This is a genomic window from Pseudomonas sp. MDV22-iso1 (genome assembly GCF_058145095.1).
In genome coordinates this window covers 136,617-151,676 of the sequence record NZ_JBYVMF010000014.1, presented here as the reverse complement: position 1 = coordinate 151,676, position 15,060 = coordinate 136,617, and the positions used below count along the sequence as shown (strand labels likewise).

The 15,060-nt window shown below is 57.9% G+C and carries 14 protein-coding genes; 10 read left to right on the top strand and 4 right to left on the bottom strand.

Features of this window, described 5'->3' with window-relative positions:
• Positions 1 to 489, top strand: coding sequence for a GFA family protein (locus AC3ZVB_RS17285; protein WP_162436802.1), 489 nt, complete (start codon positions 1 to 3; stop codon positions 487 to 489).
• A gap of 28 nt (positions 490 to 517) precedes the next feature.
• On the opposite strand, the gene AC3ZVB_RS17280 is transcribed toward AC3ZVB_RS17285, so the two are convergent.
• Entirely contained in the window at positions 518 to 1,126 is a 609-nt protein-coding gene (locus AC3ZVB_RS17280) for a MiaE family protein (RefSeq protein WP_162436803.1), read from the bottom strand.
• A gap of 160 nt (positions 1,127 to 1,286) precedes the next feature.
• Here AC3ZVB_RS17280 and AC3ZVB_RS17275 point away from each other — a divergent pair, with 160 nt between their 5' ends.
• The gene (locus tag AC3ZVB_RS17275) at positions 1,287 to 2,150 is read left to right on the top strand and encodes a universal stress protein (RefSeq protein ID WP_194693278.1); all 864 of its coding nucleotides are present in this window, start codon (positions 1,287 to 1,289) and stop codon (positions 2,148 to 2,150) included.
• Positions 2,151 to 2,289: 139 nt separating this feature from the next.
• On the opposite strand, the gene AC3ZVB_RS17270 is transcribed toward AC3ZVB_RS17275, so the two are convergent.
• On the bottom strand, positions 2,290 to 2,760 hold the full coding sequence (locus AC3ZVB_RS17270; protein ID WP_162436805.1) for a DUF1289 domain-containing protein: 471 nt from the start codon (positions 2,758 to 2,760) through the stop codon (positions 2,290 to 2,292).
• Between the two features lie 511 nt (positions 2,761 to 3,271).
• On the opposite strand from AC3ZVB_RS17270, the gene acnB reads away from it, so the two are divergent.
• Positions 3,272 to 5,881 (top strand): bifunctional aconitate hydratase 2/2-methylisocitrate dehydratase, encoded by a 2,610-nt coding sequence (gene acnB, locus AC3ZVB_RS17265; protein WP_162436832.1) that lies wholly within the window; start codon positions 3,272 to 3,274, stop codon positions 5,879 to 5,881.
• A 245-nt stretch (positions 5,882 to 6,126) separates the two neighbouring features.
• Here the strand turns inward: acnB and AC3ZVB_RS17260 are convergent, their stop codons facing one another.
• Together AC3ZVB_RS17260 and AC3ZVB_RS17255 are read right to left on the bottom strand one after the other, a co-directional pair.
• Complete coding sequence (locus AC3ZVB_RS17260) at positions 6,127 to 7,779, bottom strand: SulP family inorganic anion transporter (RefSeq protein ID WP_490147245.1); 1,653 nt, start codon at positions 7,777 to 7,779, stop codon at positions 6,127 to 6,129.
• Between the two features lie 94 nt (positions 7,780 to 7,873).
• Positions 7,874 to 9,154 (bottom strand): serine/threonine transporter, encoded by a 1,281-nt coding sequence (locus tag AC3ZVB_RS17255; RefSeq protein WP_162436807.1) that lies wholly within the window; start codon positions 9,152 to 9,154, stop codon positions 7,874 to 7,876.
• 278 nt (positions 9,155 to 9,432) lie between these two features.
• Between AC3ZVB_RS17255 and AC3ZVB_RS17250 the strand changes: the two genes are divergently transcribed.
• The 7 genes from AC3ZVB_RS17250 (at position 9,433) to AC3ZVB_RS17220 (ending at position 14,921) form a co-directional block, all read left to right on the top strand.
• Positions 9,433 to 9,816, top strand: a complete 384-nt coding sequence (locus tag AC3ZVB_RS17250) for a tautomerase family protein (RefSeq protein WP_194693280.1) — start codon at positions 9,433 to 9,435, stop codon at positions 9,814 to 9,816.
• 29 nt (positions 9,817 to 9,845) lie between these two features.
• Positions 9,846 to 10,430, top strand: coding sequence for a TetR/AcrR family transcriptional regulator (locus AC3ZVB_RS17245; RefSeq protein ID WP_490147244.1), 585 nt, complete (start codon positions 9,846 to 9,848; stop codon positions 10,428 to 10,430).
• A 225-nt stretch (positions 10,431 to 10,655) separates the two neighbouring features.
• A complete protein-coding gene (locus AC3ZVB_RS17240) occupies positions 10,656 to 11,180 on the top strand; it encodes a DUF4822 domain-containing protein (RefSeq protein ID WP_490147243.1) in 525 nt (174 codons plus the stop codon).
• Between the two features lie 100 nt (positions 11,181 to 11,280).
• Positions 11,281 to 11,721, top strand: a complete 441-nt coding sequence (locus tag AC3ZVB_RS17235) for a hypothetical protein (protein WP_490147242.1) — start codon at positions 11,281 to 11,283, stop codon at positions 11,719 to 11,721.
• 210 nt (positions 11,722 to 11,931) lie between these two features.
• Positions 11,932 to 12,897 carry a 2-hydroxyacid dehydrogenase gene (locus AC3ZVB_RS17230; protein WP_162436812.1) on the top strand — a complete coding sequence of 322 codons (966 nt, stop codon included), beginning with the start codon at positions 11,932 to 11,934 and terminating at the stop codon, positions 12,895 to 12,897.
• 144 nt (positions 12,898 to 13,041) lie between these two features.
• A complete protein-coding gene (locus tag AC3ZVB_RS17225; protein ID WP_490147241.1) occupies positions 13,042 to 14,109 on the top strand; it encodes a phosphotransferase family protein in 1,068 nt (355 codons plus the stop codon).
• A 44-nt stretch (positions 14,110 to 14,153) separates the two neighbouring features.
• Positions 14,154 to 14,921, top strand: coding sequence for an SDR family oxidoreductase (locus tag AC3ZVB_RS17220; protein ID WP_162436814.1), 768 nt, complete (start codon positions 14,154 to 14,156; stop codon positions 14,919 to 14,921).
• Positions 14,922 to 15,060: the final 139 nt, after the last annotated feature.

Below are 15,060 nucleotides of genomic sequence, written 5' to 3'. Positions count from 1 at the left end.
ATGCAGCTCGAAGGTTCCTGCCACTGCGGCGCCGTGTCGTTCAGTTTGACCAGCGTCCACCCTTACCCTTATCAGCGCTGCTATTGCTCGATTTGCCGCAAGACCCAAGGTGGCGGTGGTTATGCGATCAATATCAGCGGCGATGCCGACAGCCTCAACGTGCGTGGGCGCAAACACATCACGATTTACCATGCACGACTCAAGGAGGACGGCGACAAACGTGCCCATAGAAGCACCGCCGAGCGGCATTTCTGTTCCCTCTGCGGTTCCGGCTTATGGCTGTTCAGCCCTGAATGGCCGACCTTGATTCACCCGTTTGCGTCCGCTATCGACACCCCGCTGCCGGTGCCACCGGAACACACGCACCTGATGCTTGGTTCGAAGGCGCCGTGGGTCGAGGTTGAATCAACACCGGGGGATCAGCAGTTCGATGTCTACCCTGAAGAATCCATCGCCGACTGGCACACCCGCCTGGGCCTGAGCGGCTAGACGCGCTCGCGAATGTTGTTCCTGCAACTCAAGCGGCTACTGGCACGCCACTGTGAAACCGAAACTCGACGTCGGGGGATTCAATCAGCTCTTGCTCGGCGGCACGAACCCTGTCGATCACCTGCGCGATGTCCTTGGCGTCCCCGTACTGGTAGGCCAGCTTCAGGTAACCCTGGAAATGCCGGGCCTCGCTTTTCAGCAGACCAAAGTAGAATTTGCCCAGTTCTTCATCCAGATGCGGTACCAGCGCCTCGAAACGCTCGCAGCTGCGCGCCTCGATGAACGCGCCGACCACCAGCGTATCGACCAGCTTCACCGGCTCGTGACTACGTACTACTTTGCGCAGGCCTGACGCGTAGCGCCCGGCGGACAATTGACGGAGTTCGATCTTGCGTTTTTTCATCAGGCGCATGACCTGTTCGTGATGCACCAGCTCTTCCCGGGCCAGGCGTGACATGAGGTTGATCAGATCGACATGGGAGTGGTACTTGGCGATCAGACTCAACGCCGTACTCGCGGCTTTGAATTCGCAGTTCTTGTGGTCGATCAGCAGCGTGTCCTGATCGGCCAGCGCGGCCTGGACCCAGCCGTCGGGAGTGCGGCAGCCGAGGAACTCGTGAATTTCGGGAAGGATCATGGGGCTCACGGATAGAAGGTTCAAAACGAAGGGCGCCGATTATACCGGCCTGCCCGCAGACCACCAGTCGCTAACCGTTGATATGCATCAAGTCCCGAACTCGCGACCAGCAACTATAGTTGTCCCACGCAGTATTTTTTACTTCCTGGAGATCCCGAACATGCAAGCCATTCGTAGCATTCTGGTGGTCATCGAGCCCGAACACTCGGAAAGCCTGGCGCTCAAACGCGCCAAATTGATTGCCGGCGTGACCCAGGCCCATTTGCACCTTCTGGTGTGCGATCGCAAGCACGACCACAGCGGCATGCTGGGCGTGCTCAAGGCCGCGCTGCTGGAGGACGGCTATAGCGTGACCACCGAGCAGGCCTGGAATGAAAGCCTGCACGAAACCATCGTCGATGTGCAGCAGGCGGAAGGTTGCGGGCTGGTAATCAAGCAACATTTCCCCGACAGCCCATTGAAAAAGGCCCTGCTGACACCGGCGGACTGGAAACTGCTGCGTCACTGCCCGAGCCCGGTGCTGCTGGTGAAAACCGCGAAGCCGTGGAAAGACGGGGTTATTCTGGCCGCCGTCGATGTTGGCAATACCGATGGCGAACACCGCCAACTGCACTCCACCATCATTGATTACGGCTACGACATCGCCAGCCTGGCCCACGCGCATCTACACGTGATCAGTGCCCATCCGTCGCCGATGCTGTCCTCGGCCGACCCGACATTCCAGCTCAGTGAAACCATCGAGGCGCGTTACCGCGAACAGTGCAAGGCGTTCCAGGCCGAGTTCGATATCGACGACAGTCACTTGCATATCGAGGAAGGCCCGGCGGATGTGCTGATTCCGTTCATGGCGCACAAGCTCCACGCGGCGGTGACTGTGATCGGTACGGTGGCGCGGTCCGGGTTGTCCGGGGTGCTGATCGGGAATACGGCGGAGGTGGTGCTGGATGCGGTGGAGAGTGATGTGCTGGTGCTGAAGCCGGAGGGGATCATGGATCATCTGGAAGAGATCGTGGCTCATCATTGAGGTTTAAAGCGGCGGACAGAACGCTATCGCGGGCAAGCCTTGCTCCCACAGGATGTTCACTGAAGATCATTTGTGGGGACGCACCCCATAGAGCGCTCACTGAAGATCATTGTGGGAGCAAGGCTTGCCCGCGATGCTTTTAACCGCCGAAGGCATCCTTGAGAAACCCCGGCGCAATGTAGCGCTGGTAATGCGCTTCGGAGAGCAAGAAGAACTCGCGATCAATCGCGTCTCTCAATTCCGGCAGGTTCCAGTCCCGAAATTCCGGCATCAACACCATCCCGTAGGCTTCCAGGTTGTTGATCACCCGCGCGCCCCGCGCGATGAGCTGATAGGCCCAGCAGTATTCCGACTGGTGCGGCACAAAGCGGATCTTGCGTTGTTCCAGCTGCACACGCAGGCGCTGGGGATCGAAAACTTCCAGCTTACTGGCCATCACCTGGGACAACAGCTGTTCCAGACGCAACCACACGGCGCGCTTTTCCTCCTCGTTGTAACCATTCCAGTTGATCACTTCGTGGTGGAAACGCTTGCAGCCACGGCACACCAGATCACCGTAAACAGTGGAGCAGAGGCCGACGCAGGGGGTCTTGATGGTCTGATTGGGCATAGGTAAGGAGAGCACGGGAAAGCAGGACAGGTCGGCATGTTAGCCCTTTGTCCCACATTGATCACCCCTCAACGTTGAGGGCCTTTGGGTCGACTGGATATCGCCACGCGTCGTGACCGCCGCCCGCGCCTTGCTTCACAGCAGTTCCCCCGGCAACGCAACTCTCCACCAAAGTCCAATAGGCACTGACTTACCTTTAAATTTTTTTTGCCGTAGAATCAGCCAGCCTTTTAAGGCGCCAATGTCCGTTAGAAGCTGTTTTCAAAGCGTCACGAGCACAGTCGTTCCTTCAGAGCGGTGTTGGCGAAGGGTTTTTCCAGCGGGGAAAAGCCCAACGCCAACCCTCATCAGCTCCCCGTTCTGCAGGCGTAAAACTTTGAAAGCAGCTTCTGTAAGGAATTGTCGGTAATTCTGGCTAAGTGGCCCACAACGCCACGCAGCGCATGAGTACGGCAATTTCGGGATGAGCGTCCCGGACACCCATTTGGGACCACTGATGAGGGTAATAACTGTGCTTGAAGCCTACCGCAAACATATCGAAGAGCGTGCAGCACTGGGTATCGTTCCCCAGCCGCTTAACGCCGAACAAACAGCCGGCCTGGTCGAGCTGCTGAAAAATCCCCCGGCTGGCGAAGAAGCTTTCCTCGTTGACCTGATCACCAATCGCGTTCCGCCAGGTGTGGACGAAGCAGCCTATGTAAAGGCTGGCTTCCTGTCCGCCCTCGCCAAAGGCGAAGTCTCCTCCCCTCTGATTGACAAGAAACGCGCTGTTGAACTGCTCGGCACCATGCAAGGCGGCTACAACATCGTGACCCTGGTTGATCTGCTGGAAGATGCCGAACTGGCACCCGTAGCCGCCAAAGAACTCAAGCACACCCTGCTGATGTTCGACGCATTCCACGACGTCGCGGAAAAAGCCAAGAACGGCAACGTTCACGCCAAGGCCGTGCTGCAATCCTGGGCTGACGGCGAGTGGTTCAAGAACCGCCCTGTACTGGCCGACAAGATCAGCCTGCGCGTGTTCAAGGTCACCGGCGAAACCAACACCGACGACCTGTCCCCTGCCCCGGACGCCTGGTCCCGCCCGGACATCCCGCTGCACGCCCTGGCCATGCTGAAAATGGCCCGTGAAGGCATCGTGCCTGACGTCCAAGGCGTCACCGGCCCGATGAAGCAAATCGAAGAAATGCGCAACTCCGGCTTCCCGATCGCCTACGTCGGTGACGTGGTCGGTACCGGTTCTTCGCGTAAATCGGCCACCAACTCGGTGCTGTGGTTCTTCGGCGACGACGTTCCTTTCGTGCCGAACAAGCGTGCTGGCGGTTTCTGCTTCGGCAGCAAAATCGCTCCGATCTTCTACAACACCATGGAAGATGCTGGCGCACTGCCAATCGAATTCGACGTTACCAACATGAACATGGGCGACGTGATCGACCTGTACCCACATGCTGGCAAAGTCTGCAAACACGGCACCGACGAAGTCCTGACCACCTTCCAGATGAAGACTCCGGTTCTTTTGGACGAAGTCCGTGCTGGCGGCCGTATCCCGCTGATCATCGGTCGCGGTCTGACCGACAAGGCTCGTGCCGAACTGGGCCTGGGCCCTACCGACCTGTTCAAGCTGCCTGAAGCACCTGTCGACACTGGCAAAGGCTTCACCCTGGCACAGAAAATGGTCGGCAAGGCGTGCGGTCTGCCAGAAGGCAAAGGCGTTCGTCCTGGCACCTACTGCGAACCGAAGATGACCACCGTCGGCTCCCAGGACACCACCGGTCCAATGACCCGTGACGAACTGAAAGACCTGGCATGCCTGGGCTTCTCGACCGATCTGGTGATGCAGTCCTTCTGCCACACCGCGGCCTATCCAAAGCCGATCGACGTGACTACCCACCACACCCTGCCTGACTTCATCATGACCCGCGGCGGCGTTTCCCTGCGTCCGGGCGACGGCATCATCCACAGCTGGCTGAACCGCATGCTGCTGCCGGACACCGTCGGTACCGGTGGTGACTCCCACACCCGTTTCCCGATGGGCATTTCGTTCCCGGCCGGTTCCGGTCTGGTCGCGTTCGCCGCAGCCACTGGCGTTATGCCGCTGGACATGCCGGAATCGATCCTGGTGCGCTTCAAAGGCAAAATGCAACCGGGCGTCACCCTGCGTGACCTGGTTCATGCCATTCCTTACTTCGCGATCCAGGCTGGCCTGCTGACCGTCGAGAAGAAAGGCAAGAAGAACGCCTTCTCCGGCCGCATTCTGGAAATCGAAGGCCTGGACAACCTGAGCATCGAACAGGCTTTCGAGCTGTCCGACGCCTCGGCTGAACGTTCGGCTGCCGGTTGCACCATCAAGCTGTCGAAAGAGTCGATCACCGAGTACCTGAACTCCAATATCACCCTGCTGCGCTGGATGATCGGCGAAGGCTACGGCGATGCACGTACTCTGGAACGTCGCGCTCAAGCGATGGAAGCCTGGGTTGCCAACCCTGAGCTGATGGTTGCCGATGCTGACGCCGAATACGCTGAAATCATCGAAATCGACCTGGCCGACATCAAGGAGCCTGTGCTCTGCGCGCCAAACGATCCGGACGACGCCCGTCTGCTCTCCAGCGTTGCTGGCGAGAAGATCGACGAAGTATTCATCGGTTCGTGCATGACCAACATCGGTCACTTCCGCGCTGCCGGCAAGTTGCTGGAGCAGGTCAAGGGTCAACTGCCAACTCGTCTGTGGCTCTCGCCTCCGACCAAGATGGACGCTCACCAGCTGACCGAAGAAGGCTACTACGGCATCTACGGCAAAGCTGGCGCACGCATGGAAATGCCGGGCTGCTCGCTGTGCATGGGTAACCAGGCACGTGTAGAGCCGAACTCGACTGTAGTCTCCACGTCGACCCGTAACTTCCCGAACCGTCTGGGTGACGGCGCAAACGTCTACCTGGCTTCGGCTGAGCTGGCGTCTGTTGCTTCCATCCTGGGTCGCCTGCCGACCGTCGAGGAATACATGGAATACGCTGGCCAGATCGACAGCATGGCGGCTGATGTATACCGCTACCTGTCCTTCGACCAGATCGCCGAGTTCCGTGAAGCTGCAGCGAACGCCAACATCCCGGTCGTTCAAGCCTAACGTTACACAGCAATAAAAAACGCCGCCCATCGTGAGATGGGCGGCGTTTTTTTGTCTGTAAGAAAGGTGCTTATAGTGCTGGCCTCATCGCGGGCAAGCCCGGCTCCCACAGGGTTTGTGGTGTGTCTAGATGCAGTGCTCGAACGCAGTCACTGTGGGAGCCGGGCTAGCCCGCGATAGCGGTATGTCAGTGGGTACATGGCCAGCTGTCACACTGTCGCAAACAGGCTCACTCTCACGTTGGGTCAAGTGTTCAGCCTCAAGGCCTGTTGAACCGCCCCATCCACGCTCAATCCACTCAGCACCACGCTGTTAGCCTCTACCTCCGGCAATTCAGTCAGCGCGATTTGCGCGCGATACTTGAGACGGGCCAACACCAGCCGTTTACCTTCGCCATGCACGCGTCGAAAAAACTCCTGCAACGCTTCAATGCTGGTGCCATCGAGGTCCGGCGACTCCTCCAGACTTAAAATCACCGTGTGAATCGGCGTCTGCGAATGCCGGATCAAGTGCAAAGCGCCGCCCAGAATCCGTTCGACGTTGGCAAAAAACAACGCCTCACTCGGCCTGACAATCAGCACACCGGGTTCCGTTACAGCCGCAGGATGGCGCTGCACATCGACAAAATCGTGTCCGTCATCGATGCGGCCGAGCACCTGGATATCCGCAGCCGACAGCTGCTTGAGCATCAGCAACACACTGATTGCCACCGACACCAGCAAGCCATCCAGTACACCCAGGACCAGTACCGCGTCGACGGCACAGATCACCAGCACTCGATCACGGCGCCAAATGAAATACCGCCCCAACGGTTGCAGGCTCAAACCACGGCCCAAGGCATGAATGACGATGGCAGCGAGAATGGGCTCCGGGGTCAGGGCAATGTAGGGCAGCACGGTCAAGAGAATCAGCAATACCACCATCGCCGCCACACCACCGGCCAGGCGTGAAGTGGCGCCCGCGGCTTCATTGGCCGACGTCGCCGAATACCCCGCTCCCGCCGGCATGCCGTGAAACAGGCCCGACAGCAGATTGGAGGCACCCAGGGCCAGCAGATCGCGGTTCGACGTGACGCGATCCCCGTGTTTGAGTGCATACGAACTGATCGAACCAAAGGACTCGGCGTACAGGATCATCACCATGGCAAACGCCAACTCGCCCAGCCGCAGCCAGTCGGTGAATGGCAACGCCGGCCAAGTGGGCACATCCAGGCTCAGGTCGATGACACCGATCAGCTTCACCCCATAGGCCGACAGGTTCAGCCACTGCCCCGCCATGATACCGATCACCACCACCAGCAACCCGCCCGGCAGGCGCCGAAAGCGCGCGAACAGACACAACAAGGCCAATGCCACGGCGCCCACCGCTGCCGCCACCCAGTTCCATTGCGGCAGTTGTTCCAGCAATTGCGGCAGAAACCGCACCAGATTGGTTTCGGTCAGGTGCACGCCAACCACGCTGGCAACCTGCTTCAAGATGATGGTCAGGGCCAGGCCAAAGGCAAAGCCGCGCAGTACCGGTTTGGCGATGAAGGATGTCACGCTCCCCAACTTGAACAGCCCCGCGAGCAGGAAAAACGCGCCCGTCATCAGCACCAGGCCTACGGCCAGGGTTGAGCGCAGTTGCGGATCACCGTCGGCCAGCGTCGCGGTGGCAGCAGCCAACACCGCCGCAGAGGAGGAAGTCGCCGAGACAATGGCAAATCGGCTGGTACCGAACACGCCATAACAGAGCAAACCGGCAAACAGCGCGATCACTCCAGCCTGGGGGGCCAGCGCGGCGATACTCGAATACGCGACCGCTTCCGGCAGCAGCAGGCCGGCAATCGACAACCCGGCCAACAGGTCCCGCCAACGGTTGGGCTGTTCGGTAGAATTTGAGGCTTTGGCACTGGGCAATCCGCTGTCTCCAGGCGAAAAAAAACCGCTGCAGGTAACGCCTGCAGCGGCCACTGTAACTGTCATTCAGGCACTGCGCGAGCAGGCCGGGCGATCACGCACTCAACGAATAAATCAACGCCGAAATCGCCACCAGACCTACCGCCGTCACGAACACATTGGAAGCCTGCCCACGGTACCGCGCCATCGCCGGAACCTTGCGGATCGCGTACATCGGCATCAGGAACAGAATCGCCGCAATGATCGGTCCGCCAAGGGTTTCGATCATCCCCAAAATACTTGGATTGAGCGTCGCAACGATCCAGCACACGATCAACATGAACGCCGCCGTCATGCGATCCAGGGTCTTGGGCGCCGGACGCTTGCCGCTTTTCGCGATCAGGCCCTTGAGACCTTCACTGGCACCGATGTAATGCCCCAGGAACGACTTCGAAATCGCCACAAAGGCAATCAACGGCGCCGCAAAGGCGATGGTCGGATTGCTGAAATGGTTAGCCAGATACGAAAGGATCGACAGGTTCTGCGCCTTCGCTTCTGCCAACTGCGCCGGTGACAAGGTCAACACACAGCTGAAGACGAAGAACAGCACCATGACCACCATCAGCGCGTGGGCGCGCGACAGGATCTGCGAGCTGCGCTCTTCGGCATGCGCACCGTAGCGACGTTTCTGATCCACCGCGAACGCCGAGATGATCGGCGAATGATTGAACGAGAACACCATCACTGGAATGGCCAGCCACAGCGTGTGCAACAGCGCCGACGGCTCGGGAAGCGTCGACGCGGTGGCCAGGATGCCGCCATTCCAGTGCGGAATCAGGAACACTGCCAGGAACAGCAACGCAACGATGAACGGATAGACCATCAGGCTCATCGCCTTGACGATAACCTGCTCACCGCAGCGCACCACGGCCAACAGGCCAAGAATCAGCACCAACGACAACACGGCGCGCGGTGGCGGCATGATGTGCAGTTGATGCTCGAGGAAACTGCCCACGGTATTGGTCAGGGCCACGCTGTAGATCAACAGGATCGGGAAGATCGCGAAGAAGTACAGCAATGTAATCAGCGCGCCAGCCTTGATCCCGAAGTGCTCTTCGACCACTTCGGTGATGTCGGCACCTTCACGCCCGGACAACACGAAGCGGGTCAGGCCACGGTGCGCATAAAACGTCATCGGGAACGCCAGCACCGCAAGCACCAGCAACGGCCAAAAACCGCCCAGCCCTGCGTTGATGGGCAAAAACAACGTGCCTGCACCGATTGCAGTGCCGAACAGGCCCAGCATCCAGGTGGTGTCATGGCGATTCCAGCCTTCGAGGCTGGTCGGTTTCGCCGTTACATAGCGTTCGTCGACGCTATTGGCCTGATCATTCATCCGGTGGGATCTCCGCATTCCGGTCAGTTGCTACCCGGTCAGGACGAGTCGGAAAAATCCGACAGGCAGCGCCCTGGCCGAAACAGGGGCGCGATTGTCCGGGATTAATGAACAGAAGCAAAGACTTAGCTGAGGAGTGGTTGTACGGATCAGATGATGTACGCGAAATCACCCACCTACAGGGCCCCATTACATTAAAGGAGAACCGTCATTCCCCGCTTGATAAAGGTCCACCATCATGTATTTTGGCTTGACTGACAATTGACTGGAGTCATCCCATGCCACTGGTTCGCGTCGACATCAAAAAAAATCAGGACCCCACCTTCGCCAAACGTGTTGGTCAGCAGATTTATGCCGCGATGCGTAGCGCCATATCTGTGCCGGAGAACGATAATTTTCAGGTCCTGAACGAACACGACGAAGATCATTTCATCTTCGATCCCCAGTACCTGGGCATCCACCGCACCGACAATTTGGTAATGATCCAGATCACCCTGAGTGAAGGCCGTTCCGATGACCTGAAGAAACTCCTCTACAAGACCATCGTCGACAACCTTAATGCTGAGCTGGCGGTGCGCCGGGAGGATGTATTCATTAATCTGGTGGAAGTGAAGAAAGAAAACTGGTCGTTCGGCAACGGAATTGCCCAGTACGCCCTCTGATTTCCCACCTTTATAGCTGTGAGCCGCCCATGCCCCGTGTTTCCCGCAAACAAGCTGATCTCAACCGCGAAATCATCGTTGATTCCGCCACGCGCCTGTTCCGTGAGCGGGGGCTGCACGGAATCAGCGTCATCGATGTCATGGCCGCTGCAGGTCTGACCCACGGCGGCTTCTATGGCCATTTCGAGTCCAAGGAAGCCTTGGCGCGGGAGGCCAGTGATCGCGCGTTCCAGCAGTCGGGTGAGCGTTGGCAAGCCAGAATCGCTGAGAGTGCGGATAACGACACTGCCCGCCGCGCCCTTATCGAGCCTTACTTGTCAGCCGCCAGTCGCGACAACCCGGGTGACAGTTGCCCGGTAGTGGCCTTTGCCGGGGACATGTGCCACGAAGCCGTCGATAGCGGATTGCATCAGACATTCAATGAAGGGCTCAACCAATTGCTACAAATTTTTGGATCGTTGCAGAACACTGGCGACGACGCTCAGGATCGACAGCAGGCGCTGGTGCAGTATTCGTTAATGGTGGGGGCACTCACTCTGTCCCGAGCCACTCGGGGCGAACCGTTATCCGATGAGATTCTCGAGGCAGCACGGTGTTTTCTGAGCCAGGCTTGAAATACTCTTCAAGCAATATGATCTATCACTTTATATAAGCAGGAATAGTCCTACAGACAAAACATATAAAAACCTATACAGCGCACTACTTTAAACATAAACACTTAATTGTAACAAGCATCCGCCCGCTATTGAGCGACCCGTCTTCTCGGACTATATTTTTTGCGCTTTGAATGTGTACGCCTAAAAAGCGGCAATCAATAAATCTGAGAAGGCGATAGTTCCATGCATAAAAAAACGATGACGTTCAGATGCCTGCTTCTGGCGGCACTGTTGTGTCCACTCGGTAGCTTTGCACAACAAGCGCCCGCCACGGCCGATATCCGAGACCTGGCCTCCTCTCCTCGATGGCTGACCACCAAGGTGTATATCGAGGGTGCCCCACAGACGGACGTGAAAGCCAATTATCCAGGCGTGGTCGGAATATCGACGTGGGACCCGGAACGCAATCGCTATGAGTTTTTTTACACCGACACAGGAAAATCAAAGTACGACAATGGAGGTGGCGGGTACTTCTTTATCACCGGCGATCATAAAACCCACGTTCTGGTACCCGATGTCGGGCCGACCAAGACAATGGTCAGGCGGCTGGAAACATTGAATCAGAGTGAGTTTACCTACTCTCGTGAAGTGCCCCGAGACATGGTAGAAAACAACCCGCTTGTGCGCATTCATGTCGTTCATGCCCCTTACACTGGAACTGTAGAGACACTCTCTGCGCTTAAGCCGGGCACACCTGCAACTCCATAAATCAATCGATCATCTCTACATTATCTCTCTGCCGGGTCCTGACCCGAATTGTAACTTTATCTGAATTACCATCGACCAAGTTCAAACATGGAGATTCACCGTGCAGAAAACAATCAGGACATTGCTGGTATCTACGCTATTTGTTTCCGCAGCCTTCTGCGGCGCGGTCAATGCGCAGACAACAACAAACTCCGCCGCTAAAACTGCCGTTGCCACACCGGAAAATGCCGTCATGCTGACAGTTTTTTTAAAGCATGATCAGTCAAGGCCCCTGGGCGAACTGAAAGCTCAGCTTGCCCGCCAAGGCTTCTATAAGACATTCCCTCCCGCGGGAGTCGAGGTTGTCAGCTGGAACATCATGATGGGCATCGGACAAGTCGTCACATTGCGACTTCCAGCCTCTCGTTTGGCTGAAGTAAACCTTGCACTCGAAAATACGGCGTGGGGAACCTACAGAACCGAGTTCTGCCCGACCTATGATTTCAAAGCCATCGCACTGGCGGAACAAAACAAGGCTAACCAGTCGCTAACAACCCAGTGACACTTAAGCAGCACACTGCATTTGCAGTGTGCTGCGCCATGACCTCAAAACCCTTGCAGGTACCTGAGTCGTAAATTTGCTTCTTGCGCGAAGCAGGCCAGACTGAAAAACACCGACGCGGCGATAACCACCATTGCCAAGTGGTTCTGTAATCAGCACTCTGAAACGACGTATGACGCCCGACACGCCTACGACCACAGGAGCATAGTAATGCCCGCAACCGTTCTGATACTGGTTGAAACCATCAATGACTACCTGCCGATTCTCGAACACCAGGGCTTCCACCTGATTCTGGCCCCGACACCTGCCGAACGCGCGGCAGCCATCACCCGCCATGGTGCTCAAATCGACGCAGTCCTGACCCGTGGCCCGCTGGGTTTATACGCCGATGAAATTGCCGCACTGCCGGCGCTCAAGATCATCTGCGTGATCGGTGCCGGTTATGAACACGTCGACCTGCAAGCCGCTGCCGACCGGGGCATCACCGTCACCAACGGCGCCGGGGTCAACGCCTCCTCGGTTGCCGACCACGCCATGGCCATGCTGCTGTCGCTGGTGCGCGATATCCCCCGCTGTGATTCTGCCGTACGCCGGGGCGAGTGGCCGAAGATCATGCGCCCTTCCCTGGCAGGCAAACACCTGGGCATTCTCGGCCTCGGTGCCGTCGGCATGGCCATCGCCAAACGCGCCGCCCTTGGCTTCGACATGACGGTGAGCTATCACAACCGGCAACACCGCAAAGACGTGCCGTACGATTTTTGCTCCACCCCAACCGAGCTGGCGCGTGCATCGGACTTCCTGGTGGTGGCAACACCCGGCGGCATAGGCACCCGGCACCTGATTAACAGGCAAGTGCTCGATGCTTTGGGCCCGAACGGCTTTATCGTCAACATCGCTCGTGCCAGTGTGGTCGCAACCGCAGACCTGATCAGCGCCCTTGAGCAACGCAGGATCGCCGGAGCGGCCCTGGATGTCTTCGACAATGAACCCCATGTCCCGGATGCCCTGAAAGCCCTGGCCAATGTGATCCTTACTCCGCATGTCGCCGGGCTGTCGCCCGAAGCCACTCAAGGCACCGTGGAATTGGTGGGTCGCAATCTGGTGGCGTTCTTCTCGGGCGAGCCGGTGCTGACGCCGGTCAGCCTGCCGACTGCCCTGAGTAGCGCAGTGCTGTAAGCGCAATTCAAACAGCTGTATCAAAAACAATGATCGCCCGGCAACACGCTCACCTATAAGGGCGGTTGGTGGTTGTGGGTGCCGGGTGTGCGCATTAGATTAGCCAATAGTTTCAGGCCACCAGAATAAGCAGAAGGGATAAGCATGGCGCTTACTGACCAGTCCACCCGTACTCGCACCGGCGAAGAACTCGATGCCAGCCTTATCGACCCCTACCTCAAGGCCCACATTCCTGGCTTGAGTGGCTTGCCTCGCATCAGCCAGTTCCCGGGTGGCGCATCAAACCTCACCTATCTACTGGAATACCCCGAACAAGAGTTTGTCCTGCGTCGGCCACCTTTTGGCCACAAGGCCAAGTCCGCGCATGATATGGGCCGCGAATTTCGCATCCTCAATCAACTGCGTGACGGCTTCCCGTACTGTCCCAAAGCCTACGTACACTGCACCGACGAATCGTTGATCGGCTCCGAGTTCTATGTGATGGAACGGGTCAAAGGCATCATCCTGCGCTCTGAACTGCCACCGGAACTGGGGCTCGATGCCGCGAATACCGAAACCCTGTGCAAGAGCTTCATCGACAAGTTCGTCGAGCTGCACCAGGTCGACTACAAGGCCTGTGGCTTGGGCGACCTTGGCAAACCCGAAGGCTACGTGGCGCGGCAGATCCGAGGCTGGAGCGATCGCTACGAAAAAGCACTGACCCCGGACGCCCCTCAATGGGAAGTGGTGAAAGCCTGGCTTAATGACAAGATGCCCGCCGATCACCCAACGTCGAGCATCGTTCACAACGACTACCGCTTTGACAACGTAATCCTCGACCCGAACAACCCGATGCAGATCATCGGTGTGCTCGACTGGGAACTGACCACTCTCGGCGACCCGCTGATGGACCTGGGCAATACCCTCGCCTACTGGATCGAGGCTGGTGATCCCGCGCCGGTCCAACTCATGCGCCGCCAACCGAGCCATGCGCCTGGCATGCTCACGCGCCGCGAGTTCGTCGACTACTACGCCGAGCGTGCGGGCATTCAGATCGACAATTTCGATTTCTACTACACCTACGGCCTGTTTCGCCTGGCCGGGATCGTGCAGCAGATCTACTACCGCTTCTTCCATGGTCAGACCCAGGACAAACGCTTCGCGCAGTTCATTCACATGAACAAACTGCTGGAGCAGATGAGCTTGCAGGTCATCCAGAAATCCAGCCTTTGATAACGCTTCAGGCCCAATAACAAGACTTTTTACAAGGGAACTCCATGTCCAAGACTCAGTTGTTCGACCTCGACGGCAAGATCGCTTTCGTCTCCGGCGCCAGCCGCGGCATCGGTGAAGCCATCGCCAAACTGCTGGCCCAGCAAGGTGCCCACGTGATCGTCTCGAGCCGTAAGCTCGACGGTTGCCAGCACGTCGCCGACGCGATCATCGCGGCAGGCGGCAAAGCCACCGCCGTCGCTTGCCACATTGGTGAAATGGACCAGATCAGCCAGGTCTTCGCCGGTATCAAGGAACAGTTCGGTCGTCTCGATATCCTGGTCAACAATGCCGCGACCAATCCGCAATTCTGCAACGTATTGGACACTGACCTCAGCGCCTTCCAGAAAACCGTCGACGTGAACATTCGCGGCTACTTCTTCATGTCGGTGGAAGCCGGCAAGCTGATGCGCGAGAACGGCGGCGGCAGCATCATCAACGTCGCGTCGATCAATGGCGTTTCGCCGGGCGTGTTCCAGGGCATCTATTCGGTGACCAAGGCCGCCGTGATCAACATGACCAAGGTCTTCGCCAAGGAATGCGCGCAGTTCGGCATCCGCTGCAATGCGCTGCTGCCGGGCCTGACCGACACCAAGTTTGCGTCTGCATTGGTGAAAAACGAGGCCATTCTCAATACCGCACTGCAGCAGATCCCGCTGAAGCGTGTGGCCGATCCGAGTGAAATGGCAGGGGCGGTGCTGTACCTGGCGAGCGATGCTTCGAGCTACACCACGGGTGTATCGCTGAACGTTGACGGCGGCTTCCTGTCCTGACGCGCACCCTTGTTGCATTAACACTTACCCCCGTAGGAGCTGCCGCAGGCTGCGATCTTTTGATCTTGTTTTTTATGAAGATCAAAAGATCGCAGCCTGCGGCAGCTCCTACGGGGGATACGTTTTCAACAGTGGATGA

Bases quoted from the DNA above. Each gene is read 5' to 3' on its own strand.
- AC3ZVB_RS17220 (WP_162436814.1), top strand. From the start codon at position 14,154: ATGTCCAAGACTCAGTTGTTCGACCTCGACGGCAAGATCGCTTTCGTC.
- AC3ZVB_RS17270 (WP_162436805.1), bottom strand. From the start codon at position 2,760: ATGCCCAATCAGACCATCAAGACCCCCTGCGTCGGCCTCTGCTCCACT.
- AC3ZVB_RS17230 (WP_162436812.1), top strand. From the start codon at position 11,932: ATGCCCGCAACCGTTCTGATACTGGTTGAAACCATCAATGACTACCTG.
- AC3ZVB_RS17275 (WP_194693278.1), top strand. From the start codon at position 1,287: ATGCAAGCCATTCGTAGCATTCTGGTGGTCATCGAGCCCGAACACTCG.
- AC3ZVB_RS17225 (WP_490147241.1), top strand. From the start codon at position 13,042: ATGGCGCTTACTGACCAGTCCACCCGTACTCGCACCGGCGAAGAACTC.
- AC3ZVB_RS17250 (WP_194693280.1), top strand. From the start codon at position 9,433: ATGCCACTGGTTCGCGTCGACATCAAAAAAAATCAGGACCCCACCTTC.
- AC3ZVB_RS17245 (WP_490147244.1), top strand. From the start codon at position 9,846: ATGCCCCGTGTTTCCCGCAAACAAGCTGATCTCAACCGCGAAATCATC.
- AC3ZVB_RS17285 (WP_162436802.1), top strand. From the start codon at position 1: ATGCAGCTCGAAGGTTCCTGCCACTGCGGCGCCGTGTCGTTCAGTTTG.
- AC3ZVB_RS17240 (WP_490147243.1), top strand. From the start codon at position 10,656: ATGCATAAAAAAACGATGACGTTCAGATGCCTGCTTCTGGCGGCACTG.
- AC3ZVB_RS17255 (WP_162436807.1), bottom strand. From the start codon at position 9,154: ATGAATGATCAGGCCAATAGCGTCGACGAACGCTATGTAACGGCGAAA.
- AC3ZVB_RS17280 (WP_162436803.1), bottom strand. From the start codon at position 1,126: ATGATCCTTCCCGAAATTCACGAGTTCCTCGGCTGCCGCACTCCCGAC.